The sequence below is a fragment of the Actinomadura sp. NTSP31 genome (assembly GCF_041951385.1).
Lineage (GTDB): Bacteria > Actinomycetota > Actinomycetes > Streptosporangiales > Streptosporangiaceae > Spirillospora > Spirillospora napierensis.
The window spans coordinates 254,682-270,567 of record NZ_JBGNUT010000010.1 but is presented as its reverse complement, the minus strand read 5'-3'; the positions used below and the strand labels follow the sequence as shown (position 1 = coordinate 270,567).

Below are 15,886 nucleotides of genomic sequence, written 5' to 3'. Positions count from 1 at the left end.
ACGCCGGTCAGTCCTCGCCGCCTTCGCGCAGCAGCCGCTGCAGCAGTTCCTCGTCCTCGGGCGCCAGCTCGGAGACGAACCGGGCCAGCACCGCTCCGCGGTCGCGGCGGCGGCGCAGCAGCTCGTTCATCGCGGCGGCGGTGTGGCCCGCCTCGTCGACGGCCGCCGCGTACACGAACCCCCGCCCCGCGCGCTCGCGCGTGGCCAGCCCCTTGCGGGCCAGCCGCGCCATCGTCGTCATCACCGTCGTGTAGGCGGGCTCCCCCGGCAGGACGGCCTGCACGTCGGCGGGGCTCATCGGGCGCCCGCCCTCCCACAGGACGGCCAGCACGGCGTCCTCCAGCATCCCCGCCGGGCGCCGCCCCCGGCCGTCCTCGCCCACTCCGCCCCCATCCGCACGGGATCACGACACCGACAGTGGAAAGGCCGGCCCCGGCCCGTCCATGGGGGCATGGTGTCACGCACGGGCGGGCGGGGTGGCGGTGCCGAGATCGGCGGCGACTCGGGCGGCGGTCTCGCGGAGCCAGATGTGCGCCGCGTCCTGGGTGTGGACGGGGTGCCACCACAGCGCCTCCTGGACGGGCACCGCCTCGAACGGGCACGGCAGGACGCGGACGTCCGCGATCGGGCTCACCAGGTCGGCGAGGCGGCGCTGGATGAGGGCGACGCGGCGGGTGCCCGCGACGAGGCTCGGCAGCAGCTGGAAGCTCTGCACCGACACCTCCACATGCGGTTCGAGGCCGAACATGCTGAGCTGGCGGGCGACCGGCGCGTCGTAGACGCTCTGGTAGACGGCCCAGGGCAGGTCGGCCAGGTCGTCCATGGTGATGCGGTCGCCGACGCCGGGATGGTCGTCGGCGATCACGCAGACCCATTCGTCGCGGTACAGCTCGACGGTGGGGAACCCGCTGACCACGCCGTGCGGCATCAGCAGCCCGTCGACGGCGCTGAGCGTCGCGTCGGTGTTGTCGGTGATCTCCGGGCCGACCTGCCGGAACACCAGCCGGGACGCGGGCGCGGCGGCGTGCAGCGCACGGGCGAGCGCGGCGCCGAACACCGCGATCGCGTAGTCGGAGGCGATGATCGTGAACTCGCGGCGCTCGGTGGCGGGGTCGAACTCGGCGCGGCTGGTGAACAGCCGCTCCAGCAGCCCGCAGGCGGTCGCGCAGGGCACCAGCAGGGCCGTGCCGAGCGGGGTCAGCTCGTAGGCGTTGCCCGTCCTGACGAGCAGGTCGTCGGCGAAGTGATGGCGCAGCCGGGCGAGCGCGGCGCTGGTGGCCGGCTGGCTCAGGCCGATGCGCTGCCCGGCGCGGGTCACGTTGCGCTCTTCGAGCAGCGCGCGCAGCGCGACGAGCAGGTTGAGGTCGAGGCTCGCCAGGTTCACGACGTCCACCTATCACTCAAGTCGATGGTCACCATCCGAGGAATCTATTTCCCAGATCACCCTCCGGTGTCCCAAGGTTAGGGCAGATATCGAGAGGAAACCTCGTGGAAACACATGCGCAACCGTCCGGCCCGTTCGCGGTCGGCACCTTCTCCCGCGGGGGCGGCCCGCGGTTCGCCGGCCTGGTCGCCGGCGGCCGGGTCCTGGACCTGCGCACCGTCCCGGCGCTGGGCGACCGCGCGGCCTCGACGCGCGCGCTGCTGGAGCACTGGGACGACGTCCTGCCCCTGCTGCACGCCGCGGCGGAGTCCGACGGCGAATGGCTGCCCCTGGACGGGCTGGCCGTGCACGCGCCCGTCGAGCCGCGCCAGATCCTTCAGTCGGGCGCCAACTACCGCACCCACGTCATCGACCTCGCGGTGGCGCACGAGCCGGAGGGCGGACGGCCCGCCGAGCAGGTGCGCGAGGAGACCGCGGCGATGATGGACAGGCGCGCGGCCGAGGACCAGCCGTACATGTTCATCGGGCTGCCGTCGTCGGTGACGGGCCCGTACGACGACGTGGTCATCCCGAGCTGGTGCAAGAAGCCGGACTGGGAGCTGGAGCTGGCCGCGGTGATCGGCCGCCCGGCGTACCGGGTGTCCGAGGACGAGGCGCTGGAGCACGTCGCGGCCTACACGATCGCGAACGACCTGACGGCGCGCGAGGCGGTGTTCCGCCGGGACATGCCGGAGATCGGCACCGACTGGCTGCGGGCGAAGAACCCGCCGACGTTCACCCCGCTCGGCCCGTACCTCGTGCCGTCGGCGTTCGCCGGCGACCCCGGCGACCTGCGGGTCACGCTGCGCCTCAACGGCGACGCCATGCAGGACGAGTCCACCAAGGACATGATCTTCGGCGTGGCGCGGCTGGTGGCGTACGCCTCGCAGACCGTCCGGCTGCTGCCCGGCGACCTGGTCCTGACCGGCAGCCCGGCCGGCAACGGCATGCACTGGGGCCGGCTGCTGCGGCCCGGCGACGTGATGGAGGGCTCGATCACGGGCCTGGGCGCGCAGCGCAACCGATGTGTCGCCGAATCCACCGACGCAGGGGAGGCGTGATGCTCGACCGGTCCGACCCCGAAGGCGCGATCGCCGAGGCCGCCGCCAAGTACTCCAACTGGGGACGCTGGGGCGACGACGACGTCCTCGGCACCGTGAACTTCATCGACGAGGCGAAGCGGCGCGAGGGCGCCGCGCTGGTACGGCGGGGCGTGTCGTTCTCGCTGTCGCAGCGGTTCGACATGAACGGCCCGCAGAAGGGCTGGCGGCGCCGGACCAACCCCGTCCACACGATGCTGGACACCGGGACGGACGCCGCGCTCGGCAACCAGGGCTTCCCGCACGGCATCGGCGGCGCGGACGACGTCGTCGCGATGCCGCTGCAGTGCTCCACCCAGTGGGACGGCCTCGGCCACATCTTCGATCACGGCAAGGCGTGGAACGGCCGTCCGGCGGAGAAGGTCGTGACGTCCGACGGCGACCTGGTCACCGGCATCGAGCACATGGCCGCGCCGGTCTCCGGACGCGGCGTGCTGCTGGACGTGGGGCGCGTCGCCGGGCAGGACGGTGAGCTGCCCGACGGCTTCGCGATCACCGAGGAGCACCTCCAGGCCGCCATCGACGCCCACGGCGTGACGGTCGGGCGCGGCGACATCGTGTGCGTCCGCACCGGGCAGCTGACGCGCGCGCGCCGGGACGGCTGGGGCGACTACGCGGGCGGTCCCGCGCCGGGCCTGTCGTTCACCACGGCCGGCTGGCTGCACCGCACGGAGATCGCGGCGATCGCCACGGACACGTGGGGGTTCGAGGTGCGGCCGAACGAGTTCGACGACGCCTTCCAGCCGCTGCACCAGGTCGCGATCCCGAACATGGGCCTGCTGATCGGCGAGCTCTGGGACCTGGACGCCCTCGCCGCCGACTGCGCGGCCGACGGCGCGTACGAGTTCTGGCTGACCGCCGGGCCGATCCCGGTCACCGGTGCGGTCGGCTCCCCCGTCAATCCCATCGCGGTGAAGTGAGGTCGGCATGGCAGCAGTCGGAAACGTCCTGATCGTCGGGGGCGGCACGGCCGGGTCGGCGCTGGCCGTCCTGCTGGCGCGGGGCGGCGTCGCGGTGGACATCGCGGAGATCCAGCCGGACATCACCGCCCTCGGCTCGGGGATCACGCTGCAGGGCAACGCGCTGCGGGTGCTGCGCGACCTCGGCGTGTGGGAGCGGCTCAGCGCGTCCGGGTACGCCTTCGACGTGCTGGGGCTGCGCGCCCCCGACGGGACCCTGATCGCGGAGATCCCCGACGCCCGCACCGGCGGCCCGGACCTGCCCGCGACGCTCGGCATGAACCGCCCCGAGCTGGCGGCGGTCCTCGCCGGCGCGGTGCGGGAGGCGGGCGCGACCACGCGGTTCGGCCTGACGGTCACCGCGCTGGACGACTCCGGCGACCGGGTCACCGCGCGCTTCTCCGACGGGACGTCCGGCACGTACGACCTGGTCGTGGGCGCGGACGGCATCCGCTCCGCGGTGCGCGGGCTGCTCGGGATCGACGTGTCGCCGAAGCCGACCGGGATGGGCATCTGGCGGATCCACACCCGCCGCCCCAAGGACGTCGAGCGCACCGACCTGATCTACGGCGGGCCGTGCTTCATCGCCGGGTACTGCCCGACCGGACCCGACACCATGTACGCCTACCTGGTGGAGAAGGCGCGGCCCCGCGAGTCGATCGCGGACGCCGACAAGCCGACGCACATGCGGGCGCTCGCCGAAGGTTACGGCGGCGCCTGGGACGAGATCCGCGCCGACATCACCGACCCGGACCGGATCAACTACACCTGGTTCGAGTCGCTGCTGGTGGACCGGCCGTGGAACCGGGGGCGCACCGTCCTGATCGGGGACGCGGCGCACGCGTGCCCGCCCACCCTCGCGCAGGGCGCGGCGCAGTGCCTGGAGGACGCCGCCGTCCTCGCCGAACTGCTGCTGGGCGCCGACCGTCTCGACCAGGCGCTGTTCGACGCGTTCATGGACCGGCGGTACGAGCGCGCCAAAGCGGTCGTCGAGGCGTCGGTGCAACTCGGGGAATGGCAGCTGAACCCGTCCCCCGATGCCGACGTCCCCGGCCTGATGGGCCGGATCAGCGCGATTGTGAGCGAGCGCCCGTGAACATTCCCACCGTCGACGTGCACGCGCACGTCCTGCTGCCGCAGATCGAGGAGACCGTCGCTGGCGCGCCCGGCCACGCCGAGCACCGGGAGCTGGACGCGCGCCGCAACGGCCCCGAGTCGTTGCAGGCCAGCGGCAAGATGATCGGCGAGCGGTTCGAGCGGCTGACGCGGATCGAGGCGCGGCTGGCCGACATGGACGCCGCCGGGGTCGATGTGCAGGTCGTCAGCCCGTCGCCGTCGCACTACCACTACTGGGCCGCGCCCGACCTGGCCCGCACGGTGTACCGGATGGCGAACGAGGCCACCGCCGCGCACTGCGCGCAGGCCGCCGACCGGCTGCACGGGCTCGGGCTCGTCCCGCTCCAGCATCCGGACCTCGCCGTCGAGGCGCTCGACCACGCGCTGTCGCTCGGGTTGAAGGGCGTCGAGATCTCTTCGCACGCCCCCGGCCGGGAGCTGTCGGACCCGGAGTTGGAGCCGCTGTGGGCGCGGGCCGCCGAGTCGGGCGCGGTGGTGTTCCTGCATCCGTTCGGCTGCACGCTGGACGAGCGGCTCGACCGGTTCTACCTGTCCAACATCGTCGGGCAGCCGACCGAGAACGCCGTCGCGCTCTCGCATCTGATCTTCTCCGGCGTGCTCGACCGGCACCCCGGCCTGAAGGTCGTCGCGGCGCACGGCGGCGGCTACCTGCCGACCTACCTCGGCCGCGCCGACCACGGCTGGCGGGTGCGTCCCGAGTCCCGCACCTGCGCCGAGCCGCCGAGCGGCTACCTGCGGCGGATCTGGTTCGACTCGCTGGTGTACGAGCCGGCGGCGCTGCGCGCGCTGATCGAGGCGGCGGGCGCGTCCCAGGTCGTCATGGGCTCGGACCACCCCTTCGACATGGGCGTGGACGACCCGCTCGACCGGCTGCGCGCCGCGCTGCCGCCCGGCCCCGACCTGGACGCCGTGCGCGGCGGCAACGCCGTCGCCCTCTTCGACCTCAAGGAGCACTGATGTCCGAAAGGCTCATCACCCATCTTCGCCACGTGGACCTCGCCGTCCCCGACTACGACCGGCAGCGCGAGTTCTACTCGGGCGTCTGGGGCCTGACCGAGGTCGCGAGCGACACCGGCATCTCGTTCCTGGCGGCCGAGGGCTCGCCGGAGCAGTACGTCGTCCGGCTCCGCAAGGCCGACGACAAGCGCCTCGACCTGGTGTCGTTCGGCGCCGCCTCGCCCGCCGACGTCGACGCCCTCGCCGAGCGGCTCGGCGCGGCCGGCGTCACGATCGTCGCCCAGCCCGGGAAGCTGGCCACGCCCGGCGGCGGCTACGGGTTCCGGTTCTTCGACATCGACGGCCGCACGGTCGAGGTTTCGGCGGACGTCGCCGTCCGCGAGCACCGCAAGCTGGAGGAGCGCGAGGCGGTCCCGGTCCGGCTGTCGCACGTCGTGCTGAACGCCCCCGACCTCGACGCCACCCGCGCCTGGTACGAGACGCACCTGGACTTCGCGCTCAGCGACACGCTGACGTCCCCGCACATGGGCAAGGTCATGCACTTCATGCGCTGCAACCCGCAGCACCACAGCATGGCGATCGCGAAGGGCCCGCACACGTCCCTGCACCACGTGTCGTTCGAGATGCGCGGCCTGGACGAGTACATGTTCGGCACCGGCCGGCTGCTGCGCGCGGGAGTGCGGATGATCTGGGGGCCGGGACGCCACAAGGCGGGCGACAACACCTTCTCGTACTTCCTGGACCCGCACGGCAACACCATCGAGTACACGACCGAGCTGGAGACCCTCGACGAGGACGCCTGGCACCCGCACCTGTACGACTTCTCCGACCCCGACGTCACCGACCAGTGGGGCACCGCCAACCCGATGAACGAGCTGATCGCCAAGGAGTCGTTCAACGACCCCGACCGCGGCGTGTTCGTCGCCCCGCCGGTCTGACCCGCTAGGAGCCCCATGCGACTCGCCACCTACCTGCACCAGGGCGTCCGCCGCTGCGGCGCCGTGGAAGACGATCGGGTGCTGCCGTTCCCGGACGGCACCGACCTGCTCGACGTCGTCGCCTCGGGTTCGGTTCCGGAGACGGGGCCGGCCGTGCCGCTGGCGGACGTCCGGCTGCTGCCGCCGATCGAGCCGCCGTCCGTGCGGGACTTCGTCGCGTTCGAGGAGCACGTCGAGGGCGTCCGGAAGGCGGTGGACGGCGTGTCCGGCGTCCCGGACGCCTGGTACGACGCGCCGACGTTCTACTTCTCCAACCCGCACGCCATGGTCGGCGCGCACGACGACGTCCCGCTGCCGCCCGGCTGCCGGGCCCTCGACTTCGAGTTGGAGGTCGCGGCGGTCATCGGGCGCGCGGGCGCCGACCTGTCGCCCGAGCAGGCGCGCGACCACGTCTTCGGTTACACGATCTTCAACGACTGGTCGGCGCGCGACCTGCAGTCCCGCGAGATGCAGGTCGGGCTCGGCCCCTGCAAGGGCAAGGACTTCGCCACCACCCTCGGGCCGTGGCTGGTCACCGCCGACGAGCTGGAGCGCTACCGCGACGCGGACGGGTTCCTGCGGCTCGGCCTGACCGCCGAGGTCAACGGCGAGGTCGTCGGCCGCGACCTGCTGTCCAACATGGGCTGGCCGTTCGACGACCTCGTCGCCTACGCCTCGCGGGGCGCCCGGCTGCGTCCCGGCGACGTCCTCGGCTCGGGGACCTGCGGCAACGGCGGCTGCCTCGCCGAACTGTGGGGGCGCGGCGGCGAGCAGAAGCCGCCGCCGCTGAAGCCCGGCGACACCGTCACGCTCACCGTCGAGGGCATCGGCACGGTCTCCAACACGATCGTCCCGGGGGCCGCGCCCGTCCCGATCCCGCGCGCGCGCAAGCGGACCCGGGAACGCCCGTGAGCCGGGTCGCCGGGAAGGTCGTCGTGGTGACCGGCGCCGCGCAGGGCCAGGGCGCGGCGGAGGCCGCCGCCCTGGCCCGCGAGGGCGCCACCGTCATCGCCACCGACCTCGCGGACGACGCGCCCGCCGGCCTTCCGGACGGCGCCGTCTACCGGCGGCTCGACGTGACGTCCGAAACCGGCTGGGCCGGCCTCGCCGCCTGGCTCCGCGACACCCACGGCCGCGTGGACGGCCTGGTCAACAACGCGGGCGTCACCTGGCGGGCCCGCCTCGGCGAGGTCACCGTGGCCGACTGGGAGCGGGTGCACCGCGTCAACGTCACGGGCGCGCTGCTCGGCATCCAGCACCTCGCGCCGCTGATGCAGCCCGGGGCGTCGATCGTCAACGTCGGGTCCGCCGCCGGGCTGACCGGCCACTACCCGGTCGCCTACACCGCCAGCAAGTGGGCGCTGCGCGGGCTGTCGGCGACGGCGTGCACGGAGCTGGGACGCGCCGGGATCCGCGTCAACACCGTCCACCCCGGATTCATCGAGACGCCGATGACCGCGTCCGCCCCGGCGGCGTTCCGCGAGGCGAACGACGCGCAGACGCCGCTCGGGCGGCCCGGCACCGCCGACGAGGTCGCCCCGCTCGTCGTGTTCCTCGTCTCCGACGAGGCGTCCTACATCAGCGGCGCCGAGATCCCCGTCGACGGCGGCTACACCGCCCACGGCGGCGCCAAGCCCATCTCCGACGCCCTTCGCTGAGTCAACGGGCGGCGGGCGGGAGGGGGCGGTCGCGGAGGCGTGCCTTCTGGACCTTGTTGGAGCCGGTGCGGGGCAGGTCGTCGACCACGTCCAGGTACACGGGGATCTTGTACTTGGCCAGCCGGCCGGCGAGGAACGTCCGCAGGTCGGCGAGGTCGAGGGCGGCGCCGGGCGCGGTGACCACGAACGCGCGGCCCACCTCGCCCCACCTGGCGTCCGGCACGCCGATCACCGCGACCTCGGCGACGGCCGGATGCTCGAAGACCGCCGCCTCCACCTCGGCGGGGTACACGTTCTCGCCGCCGGAGATGAACATGTCCTTCACCCGGTCGACGATGTAGAAGTAGCCCTCGGAATCGACGTGGGCGATGTCGCCCGAGCGGAACCAGCCGTCGTCGGTGAACGCGGACGCGGTGGCGTCCGGGGCGTTCCAGTAGCCCGGCGTCACGTTCGGCCCCTTGACGAGGACCTCGCCGGGCTCGCCGGGCTCCACGTCCGTCAGGTCGGGGCGGACGCACCGGACGCCGGCGAAGAACACCGGCACCCCCGCCGACCCGGCCTTGCGCTCGCTCTCGGCCGCTTCGAGGAACGTCGCGCCCGGCGCGGTCTCGGTGAGGCCGTAGCCCTGGCAGAAGACGAGACCGCGCTCCTGGTAGGTGTGGATGAGCGAGGGGGGCACGGGCGCCCCGCCGGACATCAGGCTGCGGACCGACGACAGGTCCGCGCCGTCCCACCGCGGCGACTGCGCGAGCGCGGCGAACATCGCGGTGACCCCGAACATCCAGGTGACGCGGTGCCGCGCGATGAGGTCGAAGCACGCGTCGACGTCCCACGATGGCATGATGACCGAGCATCCGCCCTTGAGGAACGTGGGCAGCAGGCACTGGTTGAGCGCCGCCACATGGAACAGCGGCGCGCTGACCAGGGTCACCTCGTCACCGGCGACGTCCACGCCGACGAGGAGGTTGTAGCAGTTCCACACCAGGTTCCCGTGGGTGAGCATCGCGCCCTTGGGACGCCCGGTGGTGCCGGAGGTGTAGAGGATGCACGCGACGTCGTCGAGGGTGACCTCGGTGTCGATCGGGGTCGCGTCGCCGGACGCGATCCACTCCTCGTAGGCGAGTTCGCCGTCGGCGGGCTCGCCGACCGCCACGACGGTGCCCGGCGTCCGCTCGGCCGCGCGGACGACCGGCTCGCACTCGGGCGCGTAGACCAGCACGGACGCGCCGCTGTGGCCGAGCATGTAGTCGATCTCCGGCGCGGCCAGCCGGAAGTTCAGCGGGACGAAGACGGCGCCGAGGACGTGCGCGGCGAACATCGTCTCGGCGAACGCCGGATGGTTCGGCCCGAGGTAGGCGACCCGGTCGCCCTTGCCGACGCCGGCGGCGCGCAGCCGCCCGGCGAGCCGGGCCGTCCGGTCGTGCACCTCCCCGAACGTCGTCGGCCGTCCCTGGTAGAGGAAGGCGGTGCGACCGGGCGACATCACGGCCCGCCTGGCCGGCCATCCCCCGAGTCCTGCGTTGAGCACGGTGTTTCACTCCTCTTGCTGAGCAGCGTGTGCGGACGGCCGGCCGCGCGGTCGACCGGGCGGGCCGGGCGGGGTGGGGCGGGTCAGGCGTAGTGGCGGTAGACGGCCTGGGCGACGCAGGCGGGCTTGGCCTCGCCGTCGATCTCGACGGTGAAGTCGCACACCATCTGCACGCCGTCGCCCGCGACGTCGGTCACCTCGGCGACCTTCCCGGCGAGCCGGATCCGGGCGCCGACCTTGACGGGGCTGGGAAAGCGGACCTTCTCCAGACCGTAGTTGATGCTCATCTTCGTGCCCTGGATGCCGAGCAGGTCGTTGAACAGCGGGATGACCAGCGACAGCGTCAGGTAGCCGTGCGCGATGGCGGCGCCGAACGGGCCGTCCTTGGCCTTCTCGGGGTCGGTGTGGATCCACTGGTGGTCGTCGGTGGCGTCGGCGAAGGTGTTCACCCGGTCCTGGGTGATGTCGAGCCAGGCGCTGTGGCCGAGGTCCTTGCCGGCCAGGGCCCTGATCTCGGCGAGCCCGTTGGCGGTGATCATGCGTTCTCCTTGCCGGTGAGCCCGAGCAGGCGGGCGGCGTTGTCCTTGAGGATCTTCGGGCGGACCTCGGGCTTGATCTCCAGCTTCGCGAAGTCGGCGAGCCAGCGGTCCGGGGTGATGACGGGGTAGTCCGAGCCGAACAGCACCTTGTCCTTCAGCAGGCTGTTGGCGTACCGGACGAGCTGCGGCGGGAAGTACTTCGGCGACCACCCGGACAGGTCGATGTACACGTACGGCTTGTGGTTGGCGACCGCGAGGGCCTCGTCCTGCCAGGGGAAGGACGGGTGCGCCAGGATGATCCGCAGTTCGGGGAAGTCGACCGCGACGTCGTCCACGAGCATCGGGTTGGAGTACTTCAGCCGGATGCCCCCGCCGCCCGGGACGCCCGCGCCGATGCCGGTCTGCCCGGTGTGGAACAGCGCCGGGACGCCCAGCTCCTCGATCGCCTCGTACAGCGGATAGGCGATCGGGTCGTTGGGCGCGAAGCCCTGGATGCTCGGGTGGAACTTGAACCCGCGCACCCCGTACTGCTCGACCAGCGTCCGCGCCTCGCGCACGCCCGCCTTCCCCTTGTGCGGGTCGATGCTGGCGAACGGGATGAGGACGTCCGGGTGCTCGGCGCAGCCCTCGGCGACCTCCTCGTTGGAGATGCGCGGCCACCCGGTGGCGTGCTCGGCGTCGACGGTGAAGACGACGGCCGCCATGCGCCGCTCGCGATAGTAGGCGGCCATCTCCTCGATGGTCGGCTGCCGGTGCCCGTGCGCCTTGAAGTACTCCTCGGACGCGCCGAACAGCTCCGGGCTGAGCGAGCCGTGCCCGTCCTTGCTGACCTCGGCGTGGGTGTGGACGTCGATGGCGGTCAGCGCCTCGACGTCGATCGTCAGGTCGGCCATGTCAGCCCTCCGGTGCCTTGGGGGCGGGCATGCCGTAGGTCTCGGGCTCGGCGCCCACGCCCGTGCTCCACTGCTCGGCGATCGCCTCGGCGCTCCAGCCGCCGTCGGCGAACGCCACCGCCTTCTCCTTCGGGTGGGCCCACAGCGCCAGCCGGTCGCCGCCGATGCCGATCGCCTGCCCGGTGACGTCCTTGGACGCGTCCGAGGCCAGGAACGTGATCAGCCCGGTGACGTCCTCGACGGTGCCGAGGCCCTCGTCCTTGCGCAGCCAGTCCGGCAGCGGCGCGCCCGTGCGCTCGGACTCCTCGATGACCGGGCCGAACGCGGGGATCGTCTTGGTCATCTCGGTCGCCGCGACCGGCACGACCGCGTTCACGGTGACGCCCGCCCGGGCCAGCTCCATCGCCCACGTGCGGGCCATCGCCGCGATGCCGGCCTTGGCCGCCGCGTAGTTGGTCTGGCCGAAGTTGCCGCGCTGCCCGGCCGGGGACGAGATCAGGATGATCCGCCCGCCCGTGCCCTGCTCGCGCATCCGCGCCGCCGCGGCGCGGGCGCAGGTGAAGGTGCCGCGCAGGTGGACCCGGACGACGTCGTCGAAGTCCTCGTCGGTCATCTTCCACAGCACCCGGTCGCGCAGGATGCCCGCGTTGGTGACCAGCACGTCCAGCCGCCCGAACTCCCGGACGGCCGTGCCGACCAGCTCGTCGGCGGCCGCGGTGCCGCCGACCGCCGCCACCACCCCGGTCGCGGTGCCGCCCGCCGCGGTGATCTTGCCGACCGCCGCGTCGACCGCGTCCCGGTCCACGTCGTTGACCACGACCGAGGCGCCGGCGGCCGCCAGGGCCTCGGCGTAGGCGAGGCCGAGGCCGCGCCCGCTCCCGGTGACGACGACGACCTTCCCGTCCAGTTCCATAGCTCCCCACAATCGACAGGAATCCTGTTGATGGCCAGTGTTCACATTCAACAGGTTTCCTGTCAATGCCCTACCCTGGACCCGTGCACCGCGACGAGGGAGAGCCGATGACCGCCGGCCCGCCGGAGCCGTCCGACGGCAAGGCGCCGCCGTCGCTGCTCTACCTGGTCAAGCGGCTGGAGCTGCTCGTCCGGTCGCGGCTGGAGGAACTGGTGAAGCCGGCCGGCATCACCGCGCTGCAGTACACGGCGCTCACCGTGCTGGAGCGGCACGACGGCCTGTCGGCCGCCCAGCTCGCCCGCGACTCGTTCGTCACCGCGCAGTCGATGGCCGACATGGTCCGCGCCCTGGAGACGCGCGGCCTAGTCCGCCGCGAGCGCAACCCCGCCAACCGGCGCGAGCTGCTGATCCTGCTCACCCCCGCCGGCCGCGCCCTGCTGGACGGCCTCGCGGGCCCGATCCGCGCACTCGAACGGCACATGATCCGCGACCTGACGGCCCGGCAGGTGGGACAGTTCCGCGACACCCTCACCGACACCTGGCGCGCCCTGTCCTGACCGTCGGTCACATGAAGTTGCGGGTGTGGAGGGCGGAGAGGGCGGCGGCCTCGTCGTCGGGGAAGCCGAGGTGGACGAGGCGGCGCCGGCGTCCTTCGTCCATCTCCTTCCGCAGGTCCAGCACCGCGGCGTGGCCGCGCCGGATGGCCCGCGGCGACCACTCGCCGGCGGCGAGGAGGATCAGCGCGTCGAACACGTCCTGGTTGAGGCCGGTGGACGCGGCGAGGGCGTCGTGGCGGCGCTCGACGGCGGCGCGCAGCCGCGACCGCAGGTGCGGGTCGATCTCGGAGCGGTGCCGGAGGTGCGCGACGCCGAACGCGACGTGGCGGGCCTCGTCCTGCCGGGCGAGGCGGACGGCCCGCCGCGTGACGGGGTCGGGGGCGTGCCGGTCGAGGAAGGCGAGCAGGTTCAGGAAGCTGCCCTCGCCCAGCACCGACAGGAGGAAGGACGCCAGCGAGAAGTCGGGCTCGGTGAGCAGGGTGGCGAGGGACTCGCGGCCCCCGGCGGCGGACGTGCCGAGCGGGCCGCCGGTGCGGGCCGCGCGGCGGGCGAAGACCTCGACATGCCGGGCCTCGTCGGCGGCCTGGACCGCCAGGAGCTGCACGACCTCGCGGAAGTGCGGGTGGACGCGGGCGAGCAGCCGGGCCGGGACGACCAGGGCGGCCTGCTCGTTCTCGACCAGGTACGTCATGACCTGGACGACGGCCCGTTCGATGTCGGGCGGCAGGGTGAACTCGGCGTCCCACGGGACGGCGGTCGCCGGGTCCCACTGCGCGGACGCGGCGCTCGCGTAGAGGGCCGGGGCGATGTCGGCCCAGACCAGGTCGCGCTCGGCGAGGTCGAACGGCGGTTCCGGGCCGCCCGGCTCGACGAGCGCGCCGCGTGCGGCCAGGCCCCAGTGCGCGGGAGCCGCGCCGGCGACGTCGTCGGGTGCGCCGGCGCGCTCGGCGTTCGTCCAGCGGTCCGGGCCGCCCGGGGCGATCCAGGCGCGGACGGGGCCGTCCGCCGCCGTCACGGTGTGGCCGCGCGGACGGCACCAGCCGCGCAGGTGCAGGTCGAGGAGCGGGTCGCGGCCCATGATCCCGAGCCGGGCGCCGGGCGGGAGGCCGCCGAGCGCCCGTTGCACGAGCAGGTGCGCGCCGGTCTCGAAGCCGAGGTCTTCGACGTCGAGGACGGGGTCGGTCAAGGCCGGTAGCCGGGCGCGGTGATCGCGCCGGAGGCGTCGTAGAAGCCGTCCTCCTCCACGGCCCGTTCCAGCGGCGCGTAGCCGCTCGTCCGGCCGGGCCGCCAGGCGGTGAGCCCTTCGAGGTCGAAGAGCGTGCGGACGGCGGGGTCGGTCGCCCGCATCGACAGCAGCAGGTCGCGGAACCGCTCCGTTCCGGGTCCCGTGCCGGTGGCGGTCATGTTGCAGTGGTCGTAGGGACGCGTCCGGCCGATCACGCGGGTGCCGCCCGCCGGCAGCGTGCCCTCCCGCACGAACAGCAGGTGATTGGCGTCGACCATGCAGGCCGCCGCGACGTCGCCGGCCATCATCGCGCGGGCGGCGTCCCGCTCGCCGCCGATGTGGTCGCCGTGCAGGCCGGCGCCGGCGTCGAACCGCCGGACCGCGACGTCGCCGCCCGGCCGGAGCCCGCGCTCGCGGATCAGCGAGCGGGGAAGGAGCGTGGCCTGCGGCGAGTCGATCGCGCCGGTCCCGACCGTCTCGCCCTTGAGGTCGGCGACGTCCTTGTACGGGGCGTCGTCGCGGACGACGACGACCGAGGTCAGGTCCTGGTCGGTGTCCCGCATGACGAGCGGGACGGCGCCCTCCCCGGCGAGGCGCCGGGGAGGCGCCGGGCGCGGACCCACGCCAGCGGCGAGTTCCACGCGGCGTCGATGCGGCCCGCGACCAGGTCGTCGACCTGCCGCTCGTAGTTGGAGTAGAGGACGAAGTCGAAGTCGAAGCCCTGCCGGGCGAACCAGGCCCGGAACCCGGCCCAGATCGTCACGACCTTGGAGTCGTAGGCGACGGCGCCCATCACCAGCGTCATCCGCGTCCCCCTAGAAGAGCGGCATGCCGAGGCTCGCCCGGGCCACGAAGTCGTGCAGCGCCTGCGTCGTCGGCGCCATCACCCGGGCCGCCAGCGCGTCGCGGAACAGCCGTTCGACGCCGGACTCCTTGCGGAACGCCGACCCGCCGCACAGCCGCATCGTCGCGTCCGCGACGTCGGACGCGGCTTCGGCGGCGACGGCCTTGACCTCCAGCACGCGCAGCGTCGCGTCGTCCCGGCCGCGGGCCAGCGCGTCGAGCGCGTCCCGCAGGAACGCCCGGACCTGGTCGGTGCGGATCCGCAGTTCGGCGAACTGGGCGCGCTGCATCGGCTGATCCGCCAGCGTCTGCCCGAGGTGCTCAAATCTCGTCCCGGTCAGATGCGCCGCGGCCCGGGCGGTGAGCGCCTCCATCAGCCCGAGCGAAAACGCCGCGTTCAGGATCAGGAAGTGCGGCAGCGCCGTCTGGAGGGCGATGTTCAGCCCTTCGCCGTCCGGGCCCAGCATGTCGTCGCGGTCGGCGAGCACGCCGTCGGCCCTCACCGGGCTGGACGCGTTGCCGCGCAGCCCGAGGCCGTCGAACCCGCCGCGGACGCTCAGCCCCTCCCGGTCGCGGGGCACCAGCCAGAGCGTCATCGGCCCGTCCTCCGCGAGCGGACGGCTCGACCAGACGTAGCTGTCGGCTTCGCCCGCCGAGGTGACCCAGCTCTTGTCGGCGTCCAGCCGGACGCGGCCCCGGCCCTCCGGCACCGCCGTGCCGAGCGGCGCCCAGAAGTGGCTGCGCGACCCGGCCTCCGAGAACGCGAGGGTGCTGAGGTGCGCGTCGGCGGCGACGGCCTCCCGGACGTCCTTGGGCCCGTGGGCCTCGATCACCGCCGTGGCGGCGTAGTGCATGAGCAGGATCATCGCGGTGGACCCGCAGGAGCCCGCGAGCCTCTCGACCACGTGCGCGGCGGCGGCGAGCCCCTCGCCGCGGCCTCCCGCTTCCTCGGCGCTGACCAGGCCGAGCAGCCCCGCGGCGGCGAGCGCGTCGATGTTGGCGCGGCAGAAGGCCCCGCCGCGGTCCACCTCGTCCGCCCGCGGGGCAATGGATTCCTCGATCACGTCCTGAATGGCGCGCGCATAGTCGCAGGACAACCGGCCCGCTCCTTTTCACGTTGAGTTCACGGAACGTCGGCGTCACGGCCGCGCTCGGCGAAGGCGCCGGCGCGGGCCGT

General features: G+C 73.4%; 18 protein-coding genes. 8 read left to right on the top strand and 10 right to left on the bottom strand.

Annotated features, from left to right (window positions below; all coding sequences use genetic code 11):
• Positions 1–7: 7 nt before the first annotated feature.
• A complete protein-coding gene (locus ACA514_RS19650; protein ID WP_375042624.1) occupies positions 8–382 on the bottom strand; it encodes a BlaI/MecI/CopY family transcriptional regulator in 375 nt (124 codons plus the stop codon).
• A 75-nt stretch (positions 383–457) separates the two neighbouring features.
• Positions 458–1,384 (bottom strand): LysR family transcriptional regulator, encoded by a 927-nt coding sequence (locus ACA514_RS19645; protein ID WP_375042623.1) that lies wholly within the window; start codon positions 1,382–1,384, stop codon positions 458–460.
• A 104-nt stretch (positions 1,385–1,488) separates the two neighbouring features.
• Here ACA514_RS19645 and ACA514_RS19640 point away from each other — a divergent pair, with 104 nt between their 5' ends.
• From ACA514_RS19640 to ACA514_RS19610, 7 genes are read left to right on the top strand one after another with little or no spacing between them, the layout of a single operon-like run.
• Complete coding sequence (locus tag ACA514_RS19640) at positions 1,489–2,484, top strand: fumarylacetoacetate hydrolase family protein (protein ID WP_375042622.1); 996 nt, start codon at positions 1,489–1,491, stop codon at positions 2,482–2,484.
• Positions 2,484–3,443 carry a cyclase family protein gene (locus ACA514_RS19635; protein ID WP_375042621.1) on the top strand — a complete coding sequence of 320 codons (960 nt, stop codon included), beginning with the start codon at positions 2,484–2,486 and terminating at the stop codon, positions 3,441–3,443. Before ACA514_RS19640 ends, ACA514_RS19635 begins: the two co-directional genes overlap by 1 nt.
• A gap of 7 nt (positions 3,444–3,450) precedes the next feature.
• A complete protein-coding gene (locus tag ACA514_RS19630; RefSeq protein WP_375042620.1) occupies positions 3,451–4,578 on the top strand; it encodes an FAD-dependent oxidoreductase in 1,128 nt (375 codons plus the stop codon).
• Complete coding sequence (locus ACA514_RS19625) at positions 4,575–5,576, top strand: amidohydrolase family protein (protein WP_375042619.1); 1,002 nt, start codon at positions 4,575–4,577, stop codon at positions 5,574–5,576. Before ACA514_RS19630 ends, ACA514_RS19625 begins: the two co-directional genes overlap by 4 nt.
• Positions 5,576–6,514, top strand: coding sequence for a VOC family protein (locus ACA514_RS19620; protein WP_375042618.1), 939 nt, complete (start codon positions 5,576–5,578; stop codon positions 6,512–6,514). The genes ACA514_RS19625 and ACA514_RS19620 overlap by 1 nt, the downstream gene beginning before the upstream one ends.
• Positions 6,515–6,529: 15 nt before the next feature.
• Positions 6,530–7,465, top strand: a complete 936-nt coding sequence (locus tag ACA514_RS19615; protein WP_375042617.1) for a fumarylacetoacetate hydrolase family protein — start codon at positions 6,530–6,532, stop codon at positions 7,463–7,465.
• Positions 7,462–8,211 (top strand): SDR family NAD(P)-dependent oxidoreductase, encoded by a 750-nt coding sequence (locus ACA514_RS19610; protein ID WP_375042616.1) that lies wholly within the window; start codon positions 7,462–7,464, stop codon positions 8,209–8,211. Before ACA514_RS19615 ends, ACA514_RS19610 begins: the two co-directional genes overlap by 4 nt.
• 1 nt (position 8,212) lies before the next feature.
• On the opposite strand, the gene ACA514_RS19605 is transcribed toward ACA514_RS19610, so the two are convergent.
• The 4 genes from ACA514_RS19605 to ACA514_RS19590 form a co-directional block, all read right to left on the bottom strand.
• On the bottom strand, positions 8,213–9,739 hold the full coding sequence (locus tag ACA514_RS19605) for a long-chain fatty acid--CoA ligase (protein ID WP_375042615.1): 1,527 nt from the start codon (positions 9,737–9,739) through the stop codon (positions 8,213–8,215).
• Positions 9,740–9,822: 83 nt separating this feature from the next.
• Positions 9,823–10,278 carry a MaoC family dehydratase gene (locus tag ACA514_RS19600; RefSeq protein ID WP_375042614.1) on the bottom strand — a complete coding sequence of 152 codons (456 nt, stop codon included), beginning with the start codon at positions 10,276–10,278 and terminating at the stop codon, positions 9,823–9,825.
• Positions 10,275–11,156, bottom strand: a complete 882-nt coding sequence (locus tag ACA514_RS19595; protein WP_375042643.1) for an amidohydrolase family protein — start codon at positions 11,154–11,156, stop codon at positions 10,275–10,277. Before ACA514_RS19595 ends, ACA514_RS19600 begins: the two co-directional genes overlap by 4 nt.
• Positions 11,157–11,172: 16 nt before the next feature.
• The gene (locus ACA514_RS19590; protein ID WP_375042613.1) at positions 11,173–12,084 is read right to left on the bottom strand and encodes an SDR family NAD(P)-dependent oxidoreductase; all 912 of its coding nucleotides are present in this window, start codon (positions 12,082–12,084) and stop codon (positions 11,173–11,175) included.
• Between the two features lie 83 nt (positions 12,085–12,167).
• Here ACA514_RS19590 and ACA514_RS19585 point away from each other — a divergent pair, with 83 nt between their 5' ends.
• Positions 12,168–12,641 (top strand): MarR family winged helix-turn-helix transcriptional regulator, encoded by a 474-nt coding sequence (locus ACA514_RS19585; protein ID WP_375042612.1) that lies wholly within the window; start codon positions 12,168–12,170, stop codon positions 12,639–12,641.
• Between the two features lie 7 nt (positions 12,642–12,648).
• Here ACA514_RS19585 and ACA514_RS19580 read toward each other — a convergent pair whose 3' ends face one another.
• The 4 genes from ACA514_RS19580 to ACA514_RS19565 are packed head-to-tail and all read right to left on the bottom strand — an operon-like array spanning position 12,649 to position 15,806.
• The gene (locus ACA514_RS19580) at positions 12,649–13,827 is read right to left on the bottom strand and encodes a ferritin-like domain-containing protein (RefSeq protein WP_375042611.1); all 1,179 of its coding nucleotides are present in this window, start codon (positions 13,825–13,827) and stop codon (positions 12,649–12,651) included.
• Positions 13,824–14,429, bottom strand: coding sequence for a phosphate/phosphite/phosphonate ABC transporter substrate-binding protein (locus ACA514_RS19575; protein ID WP_375042610.1), 606 nt, complete (start codon positions 14,427–14,429; stop codon positions 13,824–13,826). The genes ACA514_RS19580 and ACA514_RS19575 overlap by 4 nt, the downstream gene beginning before the upstream one ends.
• Complete coding sequence (locus ACA514_RS19570; protein WP_375042609.1) at positions 14,405–14,671, bottom strand: PhnD/SsuA/transferrin family substrate-binding protein; 267 nt, start codon at positions 14,669–14,671, stop codon at positions 14,405–14,407. The genes ACA514_RS19575 and ACA514_RS19570 overlap by 25 nt, the downstream gene beginning before the upstream one ends.
• Before the next feature lie 10 nt (positions 14,672–14,681).
• Positions 14,682–15,806: an acyl-CoA dehydrogenase family protein gene (locus tag ACA514_RS19565; protein ID WP_375042608.1), complete on the bottom strand. Its 1,125-nt coding sequence runs from the start codon at positions 15,804–15,806 to the stop codon at positions 14,682–14,684.
• Positions 15,807–15,886: the final 80 nt, after the last annotated feature.

Bases quoted from the DNA above. Each gene is read 5' to 3' on its own strand.
- ACA514_RS19600 (WP_375042614.1), bottom strand. From the start codon at position 10,278: ATGATCACCGCCAACGGGCTCGCCGAGATCAGGGCCCTGGCCGGCAAG.
- ACA514_RS19575 (WP_375042610.1), bottom strand. From the start codon at position 14,429: ATGCGGGACACCGACCAGGACCTGACCTCGGTCGTCGTCGTCCGCGAC.
- ACA514_RS19590 (WP_375042613.1), bottom strand. From the start codon at position 12,084: ATGGAACTGGACGGGAAGGTCGTCGTCGTCACCGGGAGCGGGCGCGGC.
- ACA514_RS19570 (WP_375042609.1), bottom strand. From the start codon at position 14,671: ATGACGCTGGTGATGGGCGCCGTCGCCTACGACTCCAAGGTCGTGACG.
- ACA514_RS19630 (WP_375042620.1), top strand. From the start codon at position 3,451: ATGGCAGCAGTCGGAAACGTCCTGATCGTCGGGGGCGGCACGGCCGGG.
- ACA514_RS19620 (WP_375042618.1), top strand. From the start codon at position 5,576: ATGTCCGAAAGGCTCATCACCCATCTTCGCCACGTGGACCTCGCCGTC.
- ACA514_RS19635 (WP_375042621.1), top strand. From the start codon at position 2,484: ATGCTCGACCGGTCCGACCCCGAAGGCGCGATCGCCGAGGCCGCCGCC.
- ACA514_RS19615 (WP_375042617.1), top strand. From the start codon at position 6,530: ATGCGACTCGCCACCTACCTGCACCAGGGCGTCCGCCGCTGCGGCGCC.